Raw genomic sequence first — 17,621 nt, forward strand, 5'->3', positions numbered from 1 at the left:
AGTGGCCGGAAAGGACATGCGGAGCGGATGCCGCCTCGGCAATGTCGCGGCGGGTGCAGTAGCACTCGAAAAGGCGGCCGTCGGCGCGCAGGCGGCTGACGGCGTCGTCGTAATGGGACTGCCGCTCACTCTGACGCGTGATCCCGCCGTCCCAGGAAAGCCCGACGGCGGTGAGCTCACCGAGTTGGACGGCCTCCATGCCGGCACGGACCCGGTCAAGGTCCTCCACCCGCAGCAGGAAGCGCCGGCCGGTCGAACGGGCAAACAGCCAGGCCAGGATCGCGGTCCGGAGGTTTCCCACATGCAGTTCGCCGGTGGGACTCGGCGCAAAGCGGCCCGCAGTCACTGCTCCTCCAGACACGGCTTTCAGGGAACGTGAAGACCCCTCATGCACCTGCCAGAGCCCGCCTACCCTTGCTACCTTCCGGTCCTGGGGGAGTTCAACAGGATGACACCACATGAGGGGCCGCGTAATAGTCTACACAAACCGTTGGGGCGGTTCCTCCTGCCGGATCACCGCCCGATTCGGCACATCAGGCATGTCCGGGTATTCTGGAACCTGCTCCAAACAAGGAGGATTCGCCTAGCGGCCTATGGCGCACGCCTGGAACGCGTGTTGGGTTCACGCCCTCGGGGGTTCAAATCCCCCATCCTCCGCTTTATCCACAGCACCCCGGTCCACTCGGCCGGGGTGCTGTGTTGTGTAAGGGGTGGCGAAGGCCTACCCCACCACCGCCAGCACGCGCGGCACACTCCGCACCTTCACGAGGACATTGGCCGGCGCCGACCGTACCTCTCCGTCGAGCTGGTAGGGAATGGGCTTGAGTGTGGTGAACTCGTAGTAGTCGGTGCTGGGTTGGTCTCCCAGGCCCTTGGTGGTTGCCCGCAGAGCCCTGAGCAGGATCCGCCACTTTGCCTGGTGGGCGAAGGTGACCACCTCGAACTTGCCGTCCGAGGCGTCGTCGTCCGCTTCGCTGAGCGTGGCGTACTTCGCCATCTGCGAGATGTTCGCGAACACCAGGCTGTCGAACCGGCGGCGCTTGCCGTCCTTCTGGCGGATCTCGAACGGACGGAACTTCGCGAAGGTGCGCACCACGGTGAACATCTCTTTGAACGCGCCCTTGCTGCCCTTTTCGAGGTCGATGGCAACGATGGGCGTCAGCCCGAACCCGATGTACGAGTGGGCATAGACGGACTCGGTGCCAGCACCTGCCTCGACCGTGATTTGCAGCAGGTCGATCCGGCGCACTGCACCCTCGGCGATGGCTTCCGCCAAAGGCTGCCGGCTGATGACCCGGTGGTGATCGTTGGCGTTGCCGGCCGCGAGCACCGCACACACTGCGTCGGTGTTGGAACTGGCCATGACTCCGTTGACCACTTCGTTGTAGCCGCCGTCGCCGCTGACGGAGATGACGAGCACCTTGCCGCCGCGGTCGGCAGCAGTACGGGCGAGTTCGACGGCGTGACCTGCATGGTCGGTGGGCCGCAGTTCAACCTCGGCCGGATAGGGCAGGGACTCCCGGAGCTTCTCCTCCAGTTCCTTCGCCAGCTTCGGAGCATCTCCTGTGCTGTTCGGGTTGAAAATGATCGAGATGCTGTCAAAGGTCTGGCGTGCGTTCATGGTCTGCCTCCGGCGTTCTTTCGATGTCGCCTTCACGGCAGACTATGCGAGAATGATAAGCCTACTGATCAAAGTATTCGTCGGTGAGCCTTCCGAAGCATGACACATGGAGTCCACACTGGATACAACACCAGCCGTGATCGCCTGATATCTTCGGCAAGTGCCCATCCTGTGAGGAGTTTCGATTGGACCTGCAAGGATGACGCGGCGACCTAAGCTGAGACATGCTGTTTCCGCGTTGACAACGCCGCTGGCGCCGGAAGATTTTCTGGCTCTGTTCAACCCGGTGTTCTCCGCCCGCCAGCTGCGCGGCGTGGTGACCAAAGTTGTGCCCGAAACTGCTGACTCGGTCACCATCTACTTCCACCCCGGCCGCGGCTGGAAAGCGCACCGCGCTGGACAGTGGGCGCGCATCGGAGTGGAGGTGAACGGCGTCCGCCACTGGCGCTCCTACTCGCTCAGTGCGGCGGCGGGACATGATCCGGCCATCACAGTGACGGACATGGGTGAGATTTCCCGGGTCCTGGTGCGCGATACCAAGCCGGGAGACGTGCTCTTCCTCGCTCCGCCGCAGGGCACGTTTGTGCTTCCGGAGCGGCCCCGCCCACTCCTGATGCTGACGGCCGGCAGCGGCATCACCCCGGTGATGTCCATGATCCGCACACTGGTTCCCCGTCGGCCGGATGCCGACGTCGTCCTGATCCACTCCGCCCGGACCCCCCTCAAGAGCCTCTTCGTCGAAGAGCTGCGCGAGCTCGCTGACCAGTTCCGCCAGTTTCGGGTCAAGCTCTGGTTCACCTCCGAGCACGGGCGCATCGACTTCAGCTCCACAGCGGCGCTGGACCGGCTCTGTGGAGACTGGCGCGAGCGGGCCGCCTACGCCTGCGGGCCGGAAGAGTTCCTGGAGAGCGCCGAATCGCTCTGGGAAAAGCAGGCGGCGCTACCTGCGGGTAGCCTGAAGATTGAACGGTTCAGTACCGTCCTCGCTGACGGAGCAGGGAACGACGGCGGTTTGGTCACCTTTGAGGCCTCGGACCGCGAGGTGGAGGCCGACGGCAACACCTCGCTGCTTGAGGTCGGCGAGGACGCCGGAGTGCTCATGCCCAGCGGGTGCCGGATGGGAATCTGTCACAGCTGTCTGCTTCCATTGCGTGAGGGGCAGGTCAGGGATCTTCGCACCAATGAAGTACATGGCGAGCCCGGCCAGCTCATCCAGACCTGCGTTTCGGCGGCCGCCGGACCCGTGAACCTCGACATCTAACTCGATATCCAAAGGAGTGAGGGTATGACGAACGTTGCAGAACACGTGTCGGAAGACACTGCAGTGGAGAAAGCCGCTCCGCGCCGACGTGCGGGAGCGCTCGCGGAAACCGGACATCCAGTGGTGCGCCCGCCCGCAGCCGCCCACCTTTCGGACGAGCAGGTGGCGGAGCTGAGCCGTGAGCTGGACGCCATCCGGGACGAGGTGCTCGGGCGCCGCGGCCAGCACGACGCCGACTACATCCGCCGGGTGATCAAGGCCCAGCGCGCACTGGAGTTCGGTGGACGTGCAGCGCTGCTGTTCGGGCGGAACAAGGTCGCCTGGGTGGCCGGCACCACCATGCTGAGCTTCGCCAAGATCCTCGAAAACATGGAGCTCGGCCACAACATCCTCCACGGCCAGTGGGACTGGATGCGGGATCCGGACATCCACTCCACCACCTGGGACTGGGACTTCGTCACCCCCACGCGGTCCTGGCAGCACACGCACAATGACCTCCACCACCGCTGGACCAACGTTGTGGGCAAGGACCGCGACGTCGGCTACAACCTCCTGCGCATGGACGACGACCAGCCGTGGAAGCCCTTCAACCTGGGCAACCCCGTGTACAACGCCGTTCTCGCGCCGCTCTTCGAGTGGGGCATCGCGCTCTACGATCTGGAGATCCCGGAGTACAAGGAAGGCTTGAAGTCCAAGGAGGCCATGACCCGGGACCTCCAGGCACTCGGACGCAAGGCAGCCAAGCAGTTCAGCAAGGACTACCTCGCAACGCCCCTGGTGGCCATGCTCAGCGGGTCCGGCCGTCAGGCGCTGATCGGTACCCTCACCGCCAACGCCGTACGCAACGTGTGGGCACACGCAGTGATCTTCTGCGGACATTTCCCTGCCGGTACCGACACCTTCACGGAGGAAATGGTCGACGGCGAAACCCGCGGTGACTGGTATGTGCGGCAGATGATCGGGTCGGCCAACATTTCCGGCTCGAAGTTCATGCATCTGATGACGGGCAACCTGTCCCACCAGATCGAGCACCACCTGTTCCCGGACCTGCCTTCGAACCGCTACCACGAGATCGCTCCGAAGGTTCGGGAGATCTGCGACCGCTACGGGCTGCCGTACACCACAGGCCCGCTGCTCAAGCAGGTCGGTTCGGCATGGGCGAAGGTCTTCCGCCTGGCCCTGCCTGACCGGGCAAAGCCGGCCACGTAAAGCTGAAGCGCGGCGGCTGAGCCGGGGTCGCAGGCCCGGCTCAGGCTGCGGCGCGACCGGCTCAGGTTTCGTCGCGAACTCGCTCAGGCCGTGACGCGACGGATCCGACGGAGCGCTGCCGCTTCGCTGGGTCCCTGCCTGCCCAGGCCCAGTTTCAGCACACCGAGCACCAGCATCACGGCCGGTCTGACGGGGATCGGAACCGGCCCGAGGTGCGGCAGCGCCAGTCCAAGCATCTCCCGCTGCCGCGGCGTCAGCGTCGCCACCGCACCGGTGAAGAGCACCCGGTAGCCCAGCCGCTGCGACCGGGGGAGCGGTGGGCGCCTGATGTAGGCCAGCGCGTCCTGGACCTGGCGGCTGGAGGTTAGTTCGCCGTCGTACGTGGCCAGCTGTGAACGCAACTCGGCGACGCTGCGCGGCGGATCCGTCACGCCCATCAGTTCGCCGGCCACGGCCCACTGTGCCACGTAATCGTCCGCACCGCCCGGGAATCGCAGCCCGTACCGCTGGTGTGCGCTGAGGAACGAGTCGGTGAAGGCGAGGTGCACCCAGCGGGCCAGATGCGGATCGTTGGCGCTGTAGGCATGTTCGACGCCGTTCGCATCCACGTAGGTGCCGGTCACCTTCTCGTGCAGGCGGCGCACCCATCCTGACGCGCCCCGCGCCGCTTCGGTGGAGCCGTACGTGACGGTGAAAATCCAGCGGATGGTGTTGGCCAGCCGCCCCAACGGGTCTTCCCGGAAATTCGAATGCGCATACACGCCGGCCATCGCGCCCGGGTGGAGCGCCTGCAGCAGCAGCGCCCGGATGCCGCCCACAGTGGGCGTCATGGAGCTGTGCACCTCCCAGACGGCGGAGCCGGGAGGGAAGTAACCGGCGTCGTCTCCCTCGGCCAGTTCCTCGGTCCACGCCGGCGGCTCCGCACCGGTGCCGGTGAAGGTGTTCTTGAGTTCAACGCGGAGCCGGGAGAAGGGTGACGCCATGGGTCCAGTATGCAGGTCTTCGTTGGGAGCCATCCGCGAGCGCGCCGTCAACGAAGTGTTCATGAGTACCCGTGACCGACAAGGAGCAGCAGTGCCCCAGCAGAACCTTCACGACATCCCGCTGACCATGATCGACGGCACCGAGCGGACCTTCGGCGATTTCGAGGGCAAAACCGTTCTGGTGGTGAATGTCGCATCCCAGTGCGGATTCACTCCCCAGTACGCGGCGCTGGAGAACCTCTACCGGACCTACGCAGACCGGGGCCTGGTGGTGCTGGGCGTCCCGAGCAACCAGTTCATGGGACAGGAACCGGGCACGGAAGAGGACATCCAGGCATTCTGTTCGATGAACTTCGGGGTGACCTTTCCGCTGACCACCAAGACCGATGTCCGGGGCCGGAACCAGCACCCCCTCTACGCTGAGCTCACCCGGTTCCGGACCGGCCTCCTGCCGGGCTTCGTGAAATGGAACTTCGAGAAGTTCCTGGTGAACGACGCCGGCTCCGTGGTCGCGAGGTTCCCACCCACCGTGGAACCGGACGCACCGGAAGTCGTGGCCGAGATCGAGAAGGCGCTGCAGTCCTGACGCGGACGCACCATCGGCGTTGAGCGCGGGAAGCTGCGGGCCAAAAGGCGGTTATCCGCCTCCTCAGCGAAGCGGTTCCGCCGCCGGAAGCACCGCAGTTTCGGCGCAGCGGAGCAGGAAGGCGGCACCGGCGTCGTCGTTGGTCAGTTCACCCTCCGTCAGCACCGGGTAGGGCTTCTCGGGAACACCATCGGCCGGGCGGACATCCACGTGGGCAACGCTGTAGCCGTGCTCGTGAAGGTAGTCCGCCATGGCGTAATCGGTCCGGGAATCGCCGACGGTCCGCCAGGTCTGCGGAACCTCGCCCTCGATCAGACGCAGGGCCCGCTCGGCGCCCAGGTCCTTGCCCACCCGTACCGACTCGATGTCGGTGGAGATGATGGTGGGGTCCACGCGGTAGTCGACGCTGTCGTCGCTGTCCGGAAGGTGGTGGGCCAGACGGCAGACCCCCATATCGAAGTGCTGCATGATCTCGAGGACGGCGGCGTCGAACGGCCCCTGCCTGTCGAGGTAGTCCGCGTTTCCCACGTCGAGGCGCTGTTCGATCGACACCATGGCGCGTTTGGTCTCGTCGAAGAACATGTGGTCGGCGAACTGATCTTCAACGAGGCGCCGCACCTCATCGCCGAATGCCGCCGGAAGCGCCAGCGCGTCATCAACCTGCACCGCGGTTGCGCCGCGGGCGTCGAAGCTGAACCAGGTTGCACCCTTCTCGCAGATGGCATGGAAAGTGATGCCCCCGGGGATCCCCGCCGCCAGCATGGGGTTCATGACCTCCTCGCGGATGAATTCATCGGAGCGGCCCGTGTTGAAAATGACCGGCCAGCCGGCACCGGCCAGGGCGATCAGAGCATCGATGATCTCGGGACGCACAGTACGCGAGACAGGGCTGGCAACGGGTCCGTCGACGTCGAGCAGCAGGCCGATGGGCTCAGGGGAAGTCATGGCTCAAGTATCCGGTGAACCGGTCCACGCCGGGTAATTCGTGACGGTCAAGGGTTTCTCCAAGGTCTCGATATAACACTGGTTCCCTGCAGCATCCACGCATGACATAGAGGCGAGTAATGGCGATTGAGGAAATCGCGCTGGCCGGGCAGGATGCGGCTGACCTGATGCCTGGGGAGGCAGCCGACCGTCCCAACGGACTCACGCGACGAGTTTTTGGCATTCTGATAGGCACCGGTGCGCTGGCCACCGCAGCGGGATGGGGAGTCCTTTCCGCAGCCGGCGGCACCGAGGAGGTACCGACGTCGTTCGGTTCCGTCCGGATCTCAGCCGCAGAGCGGCAGGCCCGCATGGCTGGAGCACTCAGCGCAGGCGGGCACACAGCCGGATCGCACGCGGCGACCGGAACCGCGCAGCCGTTCAACCACACCTGGGGCGAACACGTGGCGGTGAAGCTGGACGTGCGGAACACATCGGAGCGGAATGTCCTGTTTGCGCCGGGGCAGCTCCGTCTTCTCGTCGCGAACACGACGACGGTGACCAACCGGGCGGCCGACGTCGCCAAAATCCTTCTGGCACCCGGTTCCCACCGCAGCCTGTGGATCAGTTTCCTGGTCCCGAGCGGTGCATCCGGTCTGTCCGCCCGGTTCACCGACCCGTGGGGCGGCCCTGCCCCGCTGGTGCTCGCCCTTCCGCGGATCTCCCTTCGACCCGGCTCCCTGGAGGAGAATCATGGCTGAGCAGTTGCCCCCCGAAATCCTGGCCCGCAGCGACCTCCTCAAGCTTGGGGCTGCCGCCGGTCTGGGCTTTGCGGCGCTGCCGCTGGTGCAGCCCTCCACCTCGCACCGTCTGGCACGCACGCCGGTTCCCCTGGCGCTGGCGCCGCAGCACGGCGTACTCGACGTCTACATCAACGAGGGTTACCTCAAGATGGTCGATGACACGCTGGTCTACCACCGCGGCTTCGGCAGCAGGCCCACCGACGTCGATGATCCGAACCCGAGCCTCACCATGGAGCCCGCAGTGATCACGGCCGGCGGTGACGTGGTGGCAAGCCGCAGCTACCCGCTGGACAGGCCCGTGCCCCCGCGGGGGACGCCCACGCCCGTCGGTCCGGACCCGGCCAACCCCGGCCAGTACTTCATCCGCCGCAACTACTGGGCCAGCATTTTCCCGCAGCGGACCGTCATCGCCGAGCTGGGAAGCACCGTCCGCCTGCGCGTCCAGAACCGGCTCAACAGGCCGCACACCCTCACGGTCCACGGGGCAGGGCCCGACGGCGGTGACCTCACCACCGGTGCAATCGCCCCGGACTCGGTGGCCGTCCTGGAGTTCCCCTGCCCCGAGCCCGGGACCTACATCTTCGCCGACCCGACCAACGCGCCGGTGGAACGGGTGCTGGGCCTGTTCGGGGTGCTGGTGGTCATGGATCCCGAACACCAGTGGGACATTGCGGTGGACCGCGCCACGTTCGAACGGCAGTGGTTGTGGATCACCCACGCCGTTGAGCCGCGGTGGGCAGCGATGGAAGCCTCCGGGCAGACCGTCAACCCGGCGGCGAGCCGTGCGGTGCCGCGCTACTTCACGCTCAACGGACGTAGCGGCTTCGAATCGCTCGGCATCACGTTCAATGACGCGACCAACCTCGCCACCGAGGAGGAAACCCTGATTTCCGGCTATCCGCGCCAGCTGGACGTGCGCCAGTTCGGTGAGGGGACCGAGCTGGGCACCCTGCGCGGCGGGCAGCTCGTCCGGCTGGTCAATCCTGGAATCGTCTTCCACCAGATGCACTTCCACGGCAACCACGTGTGGACGGTCCGTCGCAACGGAGCGGACTGGCCGCGGCATGAGGGGTTCGTCGACACGGACGGCCACGTGGTCCTGCAGCAGTGGGAAGACGTCGTCGAACTTGAACCTATGGACCGCAAGGACATCATCATCCCCATCAAGCGGCCGCCGGACGCGATTGATCCCGTCTGGTTCGCGCGAACCACCGACTGGGTGTACCCCATGCACTGCCACGCCGAGCCGTCCCAGACCGCTGCCGGCGGAATGTATCCCGGCGGCCTCGTTGCCCACTGGACCCTGAAGGGCCCTGTCCCAGGAGCTGCACCGTGAGTATTTTCAGCCGTGACCGGCGGTCCATCCGGGCGATCGAGCGCGCGCAGGAACGGGCGCAGCGGCGTCGTCAGGAAGAAGAACGACGGCGCGCTGCGGCTGAGCGGAAGCGCCAGGCGGATGCGCGCAGGCGCGCCGAAGCGGAACGACGACGGGTAGAGCGCCAACGGGCGCGGTCCAAACCCAGCGCTTCCGCGAAGCCCGGTGCGTCTGCGAAGCCGAGTGCCACTGCGAAGCCCAGTGCTTCTGCGAAGCCGAGTGCTTCTGCCAAGCCGAGCGCGTCGTCGTCCGCCTCCGCTTCAGCAAGCGCCTCCGCGACCGCCTCAGCGAGCGCGACCGCGACCGCCTCAGCGAGCGCAAGCGCATCCGCTTCCCCGTCCGCCACGGCGGAACCGACCGAACAGCCGGTCCCTGCCCCCGTCCCGGAACCGACGCTGCACCACAGGTTCCAGAGCCAGGTGGATTTCAGCTCCGAGCAGCTTGAGGTCGAGAACCCGGTGACGGAGTTCCCGCAGGTGCCGGCATTCGCAGTCGATTTCGAATTCCACAGCCGCGACCTGGTGCTTGACGACGGCGCCGAGTTCGAGATGTGGAGCTTCGAGGACGAGCAGTACGAGCGCGGCTTCCCTGGCCCAACCCTGCGGGTGCAGGAGGGGAAGGTCTTCCACGCCACCGTGCACCCGAGCAAGGGTCCGCACACCATTCACTGGCACGGCATGGAACCGGACCCCCGGAACGATGGTGTGGGGCACACGTCCTTCGAGGTGGACGGGCAGTACACCTACCAGATGCAGCCCGAAGCCGGCCGGCCCGGTGATCCCAACTACGGGGCGGCCGGGACGTATTTCTACCACTGCCACGTGAACACCCCGCTGCATGTGCAGATGGGGATGTTCGGGCCGCTCGTGATCGACCCGGTGGTGCATCCGGACTACCCGGTGACTCCCGGAGCGCGGCGCGCCTTTGTGGACGGACCGGAGTATGACATCGACACCGAGGCGCTGTTCGCTCCCTACTGTGTGGACCCGCGCTGGCATGAAATGAACCATGCGGACGGATTGTCCGGGGAGGACGCCGGGCTCAACCGGTTTGAACCCCGTCACTTTTACCTCCTGGGAGGGGAGCTGGCGCGTCGTCCCGCCGGCCGGGAACGTGTGTGGAGCCTGTCGGTGCTGCGCGCCAACGTGGCGGGAGGGGCGCGGAAGCCGACGCTCCTGAGGACTGTCAATGCCAACTACCTCCCGAACATGGTGACCTTCACCGACGCCGCAGGGGTGGAAGTGCCGATGGCAGAGCTGGTCTCCCACGACGGACGTCCGTTCAGGGACACGTCGGTTCCGGGTGCACCGGCGCCGAGCTGCCGTGACTCCGGCTACCCGCTGACCACCAGCAGGCTCGCGTACGGCGCAGCCGAGCGTTATGACATGCTGCTGCATCCACCGGCACCGGGCCGCTATTTGCTGCGCGTCGACTGGGAGGACTGGATCACGGGCGCTGTGGTGGGAACACGCACCATCCCCATCGACGCCACCTGACGCCCTGCACCCACCCCACCTCCGGGAGTTTTTGTCACCGTTCTGCTGTTAAAAGCGCGTCATACCAGCAGAACGGCGACAAAAAGTTTTTATGGTAACCATTTGGCCACTACGGGCGCGCCGCCAGAGCGCCACATTCCATTGCGGCGCTATCTTGCCTAGGCTGTATTGGTGATCTTCAAAGCAGTGAGTGACGGACGCCCCTATCCCGACCATGGACACGTGACGCCCAAGGACTGGGCAGGCGTGGCGCCACGGCAGGTCCGGCTGGACGAGCTCGTCACCACCAAAACCACCCTCGACCTGGAGGCTCTGCTCGCGGAGGACTCCACGTTCTTCGGCGACCTGTTCCCCCACGTAGTGCAGTGGAATGACACGCTCTACCTCGAGGACGGGCTGCACCGGGCCGTTCGCACAGCCCTCCATCAGCGCACCATCCTGCATGCCCGCGTCCTGGTCATCGATGCCTAGGACCCCACATCGCAAACCCATCCGGTCGAAGAAGAACCCGATCGAGTGGCACGGGCACCGGATTGTCACCGAGAACGATCTCGAAACAGTATTCGCCGATGACGGCAATGTGGAACGTCCCCACATCTACATGCGCAGGCTCCGCCATGGCGTGGTTTTGGTGCTGCTGGTGGCGCTGCTCGCGGCGGCCGTGATTTTTGCGCTCGCACTGGCCCGGGGAGACATCAAGCTGCCCGTCAGCGAACCGTCGCCCATCCCGACGAGTGCGTGCCCGGCCGGTCCGTTCGACCTGGTAGACCCGGCAGCCGTCACCGTCAATGTCCTCAACAGCACCAGCATTGAGGGTCTCGCAGGAAACGCCGCCACAGCCCTCGAGGAACGGGGCTTCACCGTGGGCGCGCTGGGCAACCGGACGGTCGGCCGGACCAACATGACGGCCATCGTGGTCTCAGGCCCAGCCGGGTACGCTCAGGCCCTCACCCTGCAGCGGACCATCCCGGAAACGGTATACGTGGAAGACGAGCGGCCCGACGCCACGGTGGACGTGGTGCTGGGCTCCGAATACGAGGCGCTGATTCCCGCCGAGGAAGTCAACGCAGAACCCGGGGCGCTCACGTGTGAACTGTCGTCAACGGCGAGCGCCACGCCGTCGCCGTCGGTCGCTCCCTGATAGGAAATACCGCTCCCTGAGGGGAAGTGCCCCTCTGACGGGAACTGCCGCCTCACGGGGGGCAGGGAACGACGACGGCGGGCGGCTGACTAGCAGCCGTCCGGGCCGCAGGCCTCGCCGTCCGGTGTTGCCGAAACGGGCACGAGCGGGTGGGCCTCCTGCCACGCCTGGTCCAGCGCCTGCCGGAACAGTTCGACCGGCTGCGCTCCCGAGATGCCGTACTTCCGGTCGATCACGAAAAACGGGACCCCGCTCACGCCGAGCGTCTGGGCCTCATTGATGTCCCGGCGGACGTCGTCGGCAAAACGGTCCCCGGCGATGGTGTCGCGGACCGACTGCTCATCAATGCCGAGGTCCGTGCCGAGGGTGACAAGGACCTCGACGTCGGACGTGTCCAGACCCTGCTCGAAGTGCGCGGACAGGATGGCTTCCTTCGCCTCGTTGCCCTTGCCGAGCGACTTCGCCAGGTGCAGGAACCGGTGAGCGGTGAAGCTGTTGCCGACCACCACGGAATCGAAGTCGAAGTTCACACCGACGTCGGCCGCTGAGGTGGTCAGCTGATTCCACATCTGGCGGACCTGCTCCGGGGCGATTCCCTTGCGTTCGGCGAGGTACTGCTGCTCGGTGCCGTCGTAATGCTCAGGGAGATTCGGATCCAGCTGGAAGCTCTTCCAGGTCACCTCGACGCTCTCACGGTGCGGGAAGTCGGCGAGGGCCTTCTCGAAGCGGCGCTTGCCTACAAAGCACCAGGGGCATTTGACGTCTGACCAGATTTCAATGTGCATACTGTTGGCAACGGAAGGACGGCGGCGCCCTATTCCCGGGGCGCCGCCGTCGTCGTCCTCTCCCGAAACCCCGCGTTGAGTTGGCAGGACACGCCGGTTATGTCGCTCCGTAAGGGGTGTGTTGTCCTGCCAACTCAACGGGCGGGGGTTACCGCTGCAGAGCCCGAGCCGGAGCCGGCCGCTGCCCGGCGCAGAGGTGCCGGGTGTATGCGGGGAGGGTGAGGAACTCAGGGAAGTCCTCGCCGAGGGCAACCTCCTCGAAGAGCTGACGGGCGTCGTCGAACCGGTCATCATCGAAGCGGGGCAGCCGCTCGAACTCGTCCTCCAGCAGCTCCGATACCCACTCGCGGGTGACGATCTCGCCGTCGTCGGTAACCGCGTGGACGTGGATCCACTGCCAGATCTGCGAGCGGGAGATCTCCGCGGTGGCGGCGTCCTCCATCAGGTTCTTCAGCGTCACCGCGCCGTTCCCGCGCAGCCACGCCTCCAGGTAGCGGACCCCCACCTCGAGGTTGGTGCGGATGCCGGCCTCCGTGATGAGCCCCTGCGTACCGGTGAGGTCGATGAGCGCGCGGTCACCCGGGACGACGTCGGTGCGCTGCCGGCGGAGCTGGTTGGGCTGTTCGCCGAGCACGACGTCGAACACCGCCCGCGCAACCGGAACCAGGTCCGGGTGGGCCACCCAGGAGCCGTCGAAGCCGTCCGAGGCCTCGCGCATCTTGTCCGTATGCACCTTCTCGAGTGCGACGGCGTTCACCGCCTCATCCCGACGGTTGGGGATGAATGCGGACATGCCGCCGATGGCATGCGCACCGCGGCGGTGGCAGGCCCGCACCAGCTGTTCGGTGTAGGCCCGCATGAAGGGCGCGGTCATGGTGACCATGGTGCGGTCGGGCAGGACGAACCGCGGGCCGCGGAGCCGGAAGTTCTTGATCAGCGAGAAAATGTAGTCCCAGCGGCCGGCGTTCAGGCCCGAGGAGTGTTCGCGCAGCTCGTAGAGGATCTCCTCCATCTCGAACGCCGCGGTGATCGTCTCGATGAGCACGGTGGCGCGGATGGTGCCGCGCGGGATGCCGAGCAGTTCCTGGGCGCGGAGGAAAATGTCATTCCACAGCCTGGCCTCAAGGTGGTTCTCGAGCTTCGGCAGGTAGAAGTAGGGGCCGCGGCCCTGTTCAATCAACGTGCGTGCGTTATGGAAGAAATACAACCCGAAGTCCACGATCCCGCCGGAGATGGGTTCCCCGTCGATCAGCAGGTGCTGTTCCGGCAGGTGCCAGCCGCGCGGACGTACGACGACGGTGGGCAGCTTCTCGCCGAGCCGGTACTCCCTGCCCTCATCGGTGGTGAAGTCGATGCGGCGGTTGAGCGCGTCCTGCAGGTTCAGCTGGCCGTTGATGACATTGGCCCAGGTGGGGGTCAGCGAGTCCTCGAGGTCCGCCAGCCAGACGTTCGCCCCGGAGTTCAGGGCGTTGACCGTCATTTTGCGGTCCACGGGTCCGGTGATCTCGACCCGGCGGTCCTCCAAGCCGGGTGCCGGCGGCGCAACCTGCCAGCCGTCGTCGTTCCTGATGTGCGCGGTCTCGGGCAGGAATCGCGGGTCCTCGCCGCGGGCAATCCGGTTGCGGGCCTCGCGCCGGCGCTGGAGGAGTTCCTGGCGGCGCGGTTCGGCGACGGCGTGGAGTTCGCGGAGGAAGTCCAGTGCCTCGGGGGTCAGGATTTCATTCTGGCGTGGGATGGGCGGTGCGGTCAGCGAAATGCCGTTGATGTTCATGGGTAACTCCTTGAAAGCTGCGTTGAGTCGGCAGGACACGCCGCTAACGGGCGTCCATAAGGGGTGTGTCCTGCCAACTCACGGGGAGGGAGAGGGGGAGGGGTTAGTGGAACTGCTGCGTCTCGGTGGAGCCGGCAAGGGCAAGGGTGCTGCCGGTCGGGTTGAGGGCGCTCGCTACCTGGTCGAAGTAGCCGGTGCCGACCTCCCGCTGGTGGCGGGTTGCGGTGTAGCCGCGGGATTCAGAAGCGAATTCCTTTTCCTGGAGTTCGACGTAGGCGCTCATGCCTTCGCGGGCATAGCCGTGGGCGAGATCGAACATCGAGTAGTTGAGGGCGTGGAACCCGGCGAGGGTGATGAACTGGAACGTGAAGCCCATGGCGCCGAGTTCGCGCTGGAACTTCGCGATGGTGGCGTCGTCGAGGTGCTTCTTCCAGTTGAACGACGGCGAGCAGTTGTAGGAGAGCATCTGGTCGGGGAACTCTGACTTCACGGCTTCGGCGAACCGTCGGGCCAGTTCCAGGTCCGGGGTGCCGGTTTCCATCCAGATCAGGTCCGAGTACGGGGCGTACGCCTTGGCGCGGGCGATGCAGGGTTCGATGCCGTTGCGGACCTTGTAGAAGCCCTCGGCGGTGCGAACCGGTTGTCCCCCTTCGCGGAGGATGAACTCCTGGTCCCGCTCGTCCACGTCGGAGGTGATCAGCGTGGCGGCTTCGGCATCGGTCCGGGCGATGATGACGCTCGGGGTCCCGGCGACGTCCGCGGCTAGGCGGGCTGCGTTGAGGGTGCGGATGTGCTGCTGGGTGGGGATCAGGACCTTCCCGCCGAGGTGGCCGCACTTCTTCTCCGAGGCGAGCTGGTCCTCCCAGTGCACACCCGAAGCGCCGGCCGCGATCATCGACTTCATCAGCTCGTACGCGTTCAGCGGTCCGCCGAAGCCGGCCTCGGCGTCGGCGACGATCGGTACAAACCAGTCCTCGACCGACTGCGTGCCCTCGGCCCACTCGATCTGGTCAGCCCGCTGCAGCGCGTTGTTGATCCGCCGGACCACCTGCGGAACGGAATTCGCCGGATACAGCGACTGGTCCGGGTAGGTCTGCCCGGACAGGTTGGCGTCCGCGGCAACCTGCCAGCCGGACAGGTAGATGGCCTTCAGCCCGGCCTTGACCTGCTGCACGGCCTGGTTGCCGGTCAGTGCGCCGAGGGCGTTGGTGTATCCGCCGGTCTGTGCCTGGCTGGTGAGCTGTTGCCACAGCTTCTCGGCACCACGCCGGGCGAGCGTGTGTTCCTCCTGAACACTGCCGCGAAGGCGTACGACGTCGGCCGCCGAGTAATCACGCTGGATCCCGTCCCAGCGCTGATCGGCTGCCCACTCAAGCTCGAGTTCACGGACTGCCTGGGTGTGTGCGTTGTTTGCGGCTTCCTGCGTCATTGCGTTTTCTCCTTCCGGGAGGCGTCTATGCCTCTGCGGTAACTCCTGGTGAAATCAACAATCGCGCATCCTGCAAGAGTCAAATAGGGCAAAGCTCTGGAAAGAAACGCATTTCTTCGCGTATCGTCAAGAAATGACGACTTCGAGCTGGAATCGAACCCGGCAGCCCGAAACCGAAACGGTGCCGGAAGGCGAAGATGCCATCAGCCTCGGGCGCCGCCTGAGGCACCTCCGCAAGAGCCGGCGCATGACGCTGGAGGAACTTGGCGCCGTCGTCGGTACTGCGCCCTCCCAGCTCTCACTGATGGAAAACGGTAAGCGTGAACCGCGGCTCGGGATGCTGCAGTCGCTGGCCAAGGCGCTTGAGGTGAGCGTCGACCAGCTGCTCGGGGCTGAGCCGCCAAGCCGGCGCGCAGCCCTGGAAATTGCCCTGGAGCGTGCCCAGCGGGGCCCGTTGTATGAATCGCTGGGCCTGCCGAAGGTACGCACGTCAGCGCGGTTGCCGATGGAGGCGCTCGAGGCGCTCGTCGGTCTGCAGGCCGAGCTTGAACGCCGTCTGAACGAGCAGGTGGCCACCCCGGAGGAAGCCCGCCGTGCCAACGCCGAGCTCCGCGGCATCATGCGCAGGCAGAACAACTATTTCCCCGACATCGAGGCGGAGGCGCAGAAGGTCCTGGCGTCCGTGGGGCATACCCGTGGGCCCCTGTCGCAGCACCTGATCGCGGACATCGCCGCGCACCTCGGGTTCACGCTCCATCACGTGGGGGACCTGCCGCACTCAACCCGCTCCGTGACGGACCTGAAGAACCGGCGCATCTACCTCACGCAGTCGCAGCGGACGGATCATGACCCCCGGTCCGTACTGCTCCAGGCCCTGGGACACTATGTGCTGCAGCACAAGACTCCCGAAAACTACCGGGAGTTCCTGCGGCAGCGGGTGGCCACCAACTATTTCGCGGCGGCGCTGCTCCTGCCCGAGAAGGCCACGGTCGAGTTCCTCCAGGCTGCGAAAGCCGCCAAGGAGATCGCCGTCGAGGACATCCGGGACTCCTTCGCAGTCTCCTACGAGACCGCCGCGCACCGGTTCACCAACCTCGCCACCGAGCACCTCGGAATCCCCACCCATTTCCAGAAGACCCACCAGAGCGGGATCATCTACAAGGCCTACGAGAACGACGGCGTGACCTTCCCCCAGGACCACACCGGCGCAATTGAAGGCCAGCCCTCCTGCAAGAAGTGGACCTCACGCGTGGTGTTCGATGTCCCCGACCGGTTCTCTGCCTACAGCCAGTACACCGATACGCCCAGCGGCACCTACTGGTGTACCGCACGCACCGAGCGCGCCGCGGCAGGGGAGTTCTCGCTCAGCGTCGGTGTGCCCTACGCCCACGTGAAGTGGTTCCGGGGGCGGGATACTCCCATCCGTGGTGAGTCCCGCTGTCCGGAGGAATCATGCTGCAAGTTGCCGCCGTCGTCGTTGGCTCAGGAATGGTCCGGCTTTGCGTGGCCCAGCGCGCGGGCGCATTCGCACCTGTTGGCGGCCATGCCGCCGGGCGCCTTCCCGGGAGTGGACGAGACAGAGGTCTACTCATTCCTGCAGACCCACTCGGGCTAAGGTGGAGCCACCCGAACAGGAGCCCCATGCTTTTTGCCAATGACACCGAAGAGGGACTGCGCAGTGCCGCCGCGCTGGTGAACACCGAGGACGGTGAACAGCTGCCTGACGCCGATGCCCTTGAACGCTTCGCCCGGGACTGGAACTGGAGCGGCAACCTCGCGCTTGATGAGGCAGAGCTCGACGCCGTCCGGAACCTCCGCCCGCGCCTGCGCTCACTCTGGAGCGGCGACGAGGACGCGGTCGTGGACACGGTGAACGCGCTCCTGCGTGAGTTCAATGCCCTGCCGCAGCTGGTCCGGCACGACTCCTGGGATTACCACATCCACGCGACACCGTTGGAGGCGCCGCTGTCGGCGCGCATGGCGGTGGAGGCGGCGATGGCCTTCGTGGACCTCGTCCGCAGCAAGGAACTGGGCCGCCTGCGGACCTGTGCGGCGGAGGACTGCACCAACGTGCTCGTGGATCTGTCGAAGAACCGTTCGCGGCGGTTCTGTGAGTCGGGGTGCGGGAACCGGGCGGCAGTCGCGGCGTACCGGGCCCGGCTGGCCGAACGGGCTGAGGCCTCCGCGTAGAGTCATCCCCCGCGTTGAGTTGGCCCGTCCGCACGCCGCATTGAGTT

18 protein-coding genes, 1 tRNA gene and 1 other RNA gene are annotated in these 17,621 nt (G+C 65.9%); 11 read left to right on the forward strand and 9 right to left on the reverse strand.

Features of this window, described 5'->3' with window-relative positions; genetic code table 11:
* On the reverse strand, window positions 1-346 hold a 346-nt coding region (locus tag X803_RS22780; RefSeq protein ID WP_035778562.1), incomplete at its 3' end, for a glutamate--tRNA ligase family protein.
* A 28-nt stretch (window positions 347-374) separates the two neighbouring features.
* Window positions 375-471: signal recognition particle sRNA small type (gene ffs, locus X803_RS21505), an RNA gene on the reverse strand.
* 101 nt (window positions 472-572) lie between these two features.
* Here ffs and X803_RS0110085 point away from each other — a divergent pair.
* Window positions 573-657: transfer RNA gene (locus X803_RS0110085), tRNA-Ser, on the forward strand.
* Between the two features lie 64 nt (window positions 658-721).
* Here the strand turns inward: X803_RS0110085 and X803_RS0110090 are convergent.
* A complete protein-coding gene (locus X803_RS0110090; RefSeq protein WP_026545042.1) occupies window positions 722-1,621 on the reverse strand; it encodes a diacylglycerol/lipid kinase family protein in 900 nt (299 codons plus the stop codon).
* A gap of 199 nt (window positions 1,622-1,820) precedes the next feature.
* Here X803_RS0110090 and X803_RS0110095 point away from each other — a divergent pair, with 199 nt between their 5' ends.
* Together X803_RS0110095 and X803_RS0110100 are read left to right on the forward strand one after the other, a co-directional pair.
* Complete coding sequence (locus tag X803_RS0110095) at window positions 1,821-2,882, forward strand: ferredoxin reductase (protein WP_026545043.1); 1,062 nt, start codon at window positions 1,821-1,823, stop codon at window positions 2,880-2,882.
* Between the two features lie 24 nt (window positions 2,883-2,906).
* Window positions 2,907-4,091: a fatty acid desaturase family protein gene (locus X803_RS0110100; RefSeq protein ID WP_026545044.1), complete on the forward strand. Its 1,185-nt coding sequence runs from the start codon at window positions 2,907-2,909 to the stop codon at window positions 4,089-4,091.
* Window positions 4,092-4,174: 83 nt separating this feature from the next.
* On the opposite strand, the gene X803_RS0110105 is transcribed toward X803_RS0110100, so the two are convergent.
* A complete protein-coding gene (locus X803_RS0110105) occupies window positions 4,175-5,074 on the reverse strand; it encodes an oxygenase MpaB family protein (protein WP_026545045.1) in 900 nt (299 codons plus the stop codon).
* A 127-nt stretch (window positions 5,075-5,201) separates the two neighbouring features.
* On the opposite strand from X803_RS0110105, the gene X803_RS0110110 reads away from it, so the two are divergent.
* Window positions 5,202-5,660, forward strand: coding sequence for a glutathione peroxidase (locus tag X803_RS0110110; protein ID WP_035778567.1), 459 nt, complete (start codon window positions 5,202-5,204; stop codon window positions 5,658-5,660).
* Between the two features lie 63 nt (window positions 5,661-5,723).
* On the opposite strand, the gene X803_RS19140 is transcribed toward X803_RS0110110, so the two are convergent.
* Window positions 5,724-6,605 carry a Cof-type HAD-IIB family hydrolase gene (locus X803_RS19140; RefSeq protein ID WP_051470644.1) on the reverse strand — a complete coding sequence of 294 codons (882 nt, stop codon included), beginning with the start codon at window positions 6,603-6,605 and terminating at the stop codon, window positions 5,724-5,726.
* 119 nt (window positions 6,606-6,724) lie between these two features.
* Between X803_RS19140 and X803_RS0110120 the strand changes: the two genes are divergently transcribed.
* The gene (locus X803_RS0110120) at window positions 6,725-7,345 is read left to right on the forward strand and encodes a DUF4352 domain-containing protein (RefSeq protein ID WP_253907443.1); all 621 of its coding nucleotides are present in this window, start codon (window positions 6,725-6,727) and stop codon (window positions 7,343-7,345) included.
* On the forward strand, window positions 7,338-8,723 hold the full coding sequence (locus X803_RS19145) for a multicopper oxidase domain-containing protein (protein WP_051470645.1): 1,386 nt from the start codon (window positions 7,338-7,340) through the stop codon (window positions 8,721-8,723). The genes X803_RS0110120 and X803_RS19145 overlap by 8 nt, the downstream gene beginning before the upstream one ends.
* A gap of 70 nt (window positions 8,724-8,793) precedes the next feature.
* Here X803_RS19145 and X803_RS21880 read toward each other — a convergent pair whose 3' ends face one another.
* Window positions 8,794-9,108, reverse strand: coding sequence for a hypothetical protein (locus X803_RS21880; protein WP_026545048.1), 315 nt, complete (start codon window positions 9,106-9,108; stop codon window positions 8,794-8,796).
* Window positions 9,109-9,181: 73 nt separating this feature from the next.
* Between X803_RS21880 and X803_RS0110135 the strand changes: the two genes are divergently transcribed.
* The 3 genes from X803_RS0110135 (at window position 9,182) to X803_RS19150 (ending at window position 11,399) form a co-directional block, all read left to right on the forward strand.
* Window positions 9,182-10,258: a multicopper oxidase domain-containing protein gene (locus X803_RS0110135; RefSeq protein WP_253907444.1), complete on the forward strand. Its 1,077-nt coding sequence runs from the start codon at window positions 9,182-9,184 to the stop codon at window positions 10,256-10,258.
* 171 nt (window positions 10,259-10,429) lie between these two features.
* Entirely contained in the window at window positions 10,430-10,729 is a 300-nt protein-coding gene (locus X803_RS0110140) for a type II toxin-antitoxin system VapB family antitoxin (RefSeq protein WP_026545050.1), read from the forward strand.
* Window positions 10,722-11,399, forward strand: a complete 678-nt coding sequence (locus X803_RS19150; RefSeq protein WP_051470646.1) for a LytR C-terminal domain-containing protein — start codon at window positions 10,722-10,724, stop codon at window positions 11,397-11,399. Before X803_RS0110140 ends, X803_RS19150 begins: the two co-directional genes overlap by 8 nt.
* Window positions 11,400-11,488: 89 nt before the next feature.
* On the opposite strand, the gene X803_RS0110150 is transcribed toward X803_RS19150, so the two are convergent.
* From X803_RS0110150 to aceA, 3 genes are all read right to left on the reverse strand, one after another.
* Window positions 11,489-12,184: a DsbA family oxidoreductase gene (locus tag X803_RS0110150; protein WP_026545051.1), complete on the reverse strand. Its 696-nt coding sequence runs from the start codon at window positions 12,182-12,184 to the stop codon at window positions 11,489-11,491.
* A gap of 148 nt (window positions 12,185-12,332) precedes the next feature.
* Window positions 12,333-13,955 carry a malate synthase A gene (gene aceB, locus X803_RS0110155; RefSeq protein ID WP_026545052.1) on the reverse strand — a complete coding sequence of 541 codons (1,623 nt, stop codon included), beginning with the start codon at window positions 13,953-13,955 and terminating at the stop codon, window positions 12,333-12,335.
* 103 nt (window positions 13,956-14,058) lie between these two features.
* The gene (gene aceA / locus X803_RS0110160) at window positions 14,059-15,384 is read right to left on the reverse strand and encodes an isocitrate lyase (RefSeq protein ID WP_026545053.1); all 1,326 of its coding nucleotides are present in this window, start codon (window positions 15,382-15,384) and stop codon (window positions 14,059-14,061) included.
* A 133-nt stretch (window positions 15,385-15,517) separates the two neighbouring features.
* On the opposite strand from aceA, the gene X803_RS0110165 reads away from it, so the two are divergent.
* A complete protein-coding gene (locus X803_RS0110165) occupies window positions 15,518-16,999 on the forward strand; it encodes a helix-turn-helix domain-containing protein (RefSeq protein ID WP_026545054.1) in 1,482 nt (493 codons plus the stop codon).
* 26 nt (window positions 17,000-17,025) lie between these two features.
* Entirely contained in the window at window positions 17,026-17,574 is a 549-nt protein-coding gene (locus X803_RS0110170; RefSeq protein ID WP_026545055.1) for a CGNR zinc finger domain-containing protein, read from the forward strand.
* The last annotated feature ends 47 nt before the right edge of the window (window positions 17,575-17,621 follow it).

It is taken from the genome of Arthrobacter sp. 35/47 (assembly GCF_000520475.1).
In the GTDB taxonomy this organism is placed as follows: Bacteria; Actinomycetota; Actinomycetes; order Actinomycetales; family Micrococcaceae; genus Arthrobacter_D; species Arthrobacter_D subterraneus.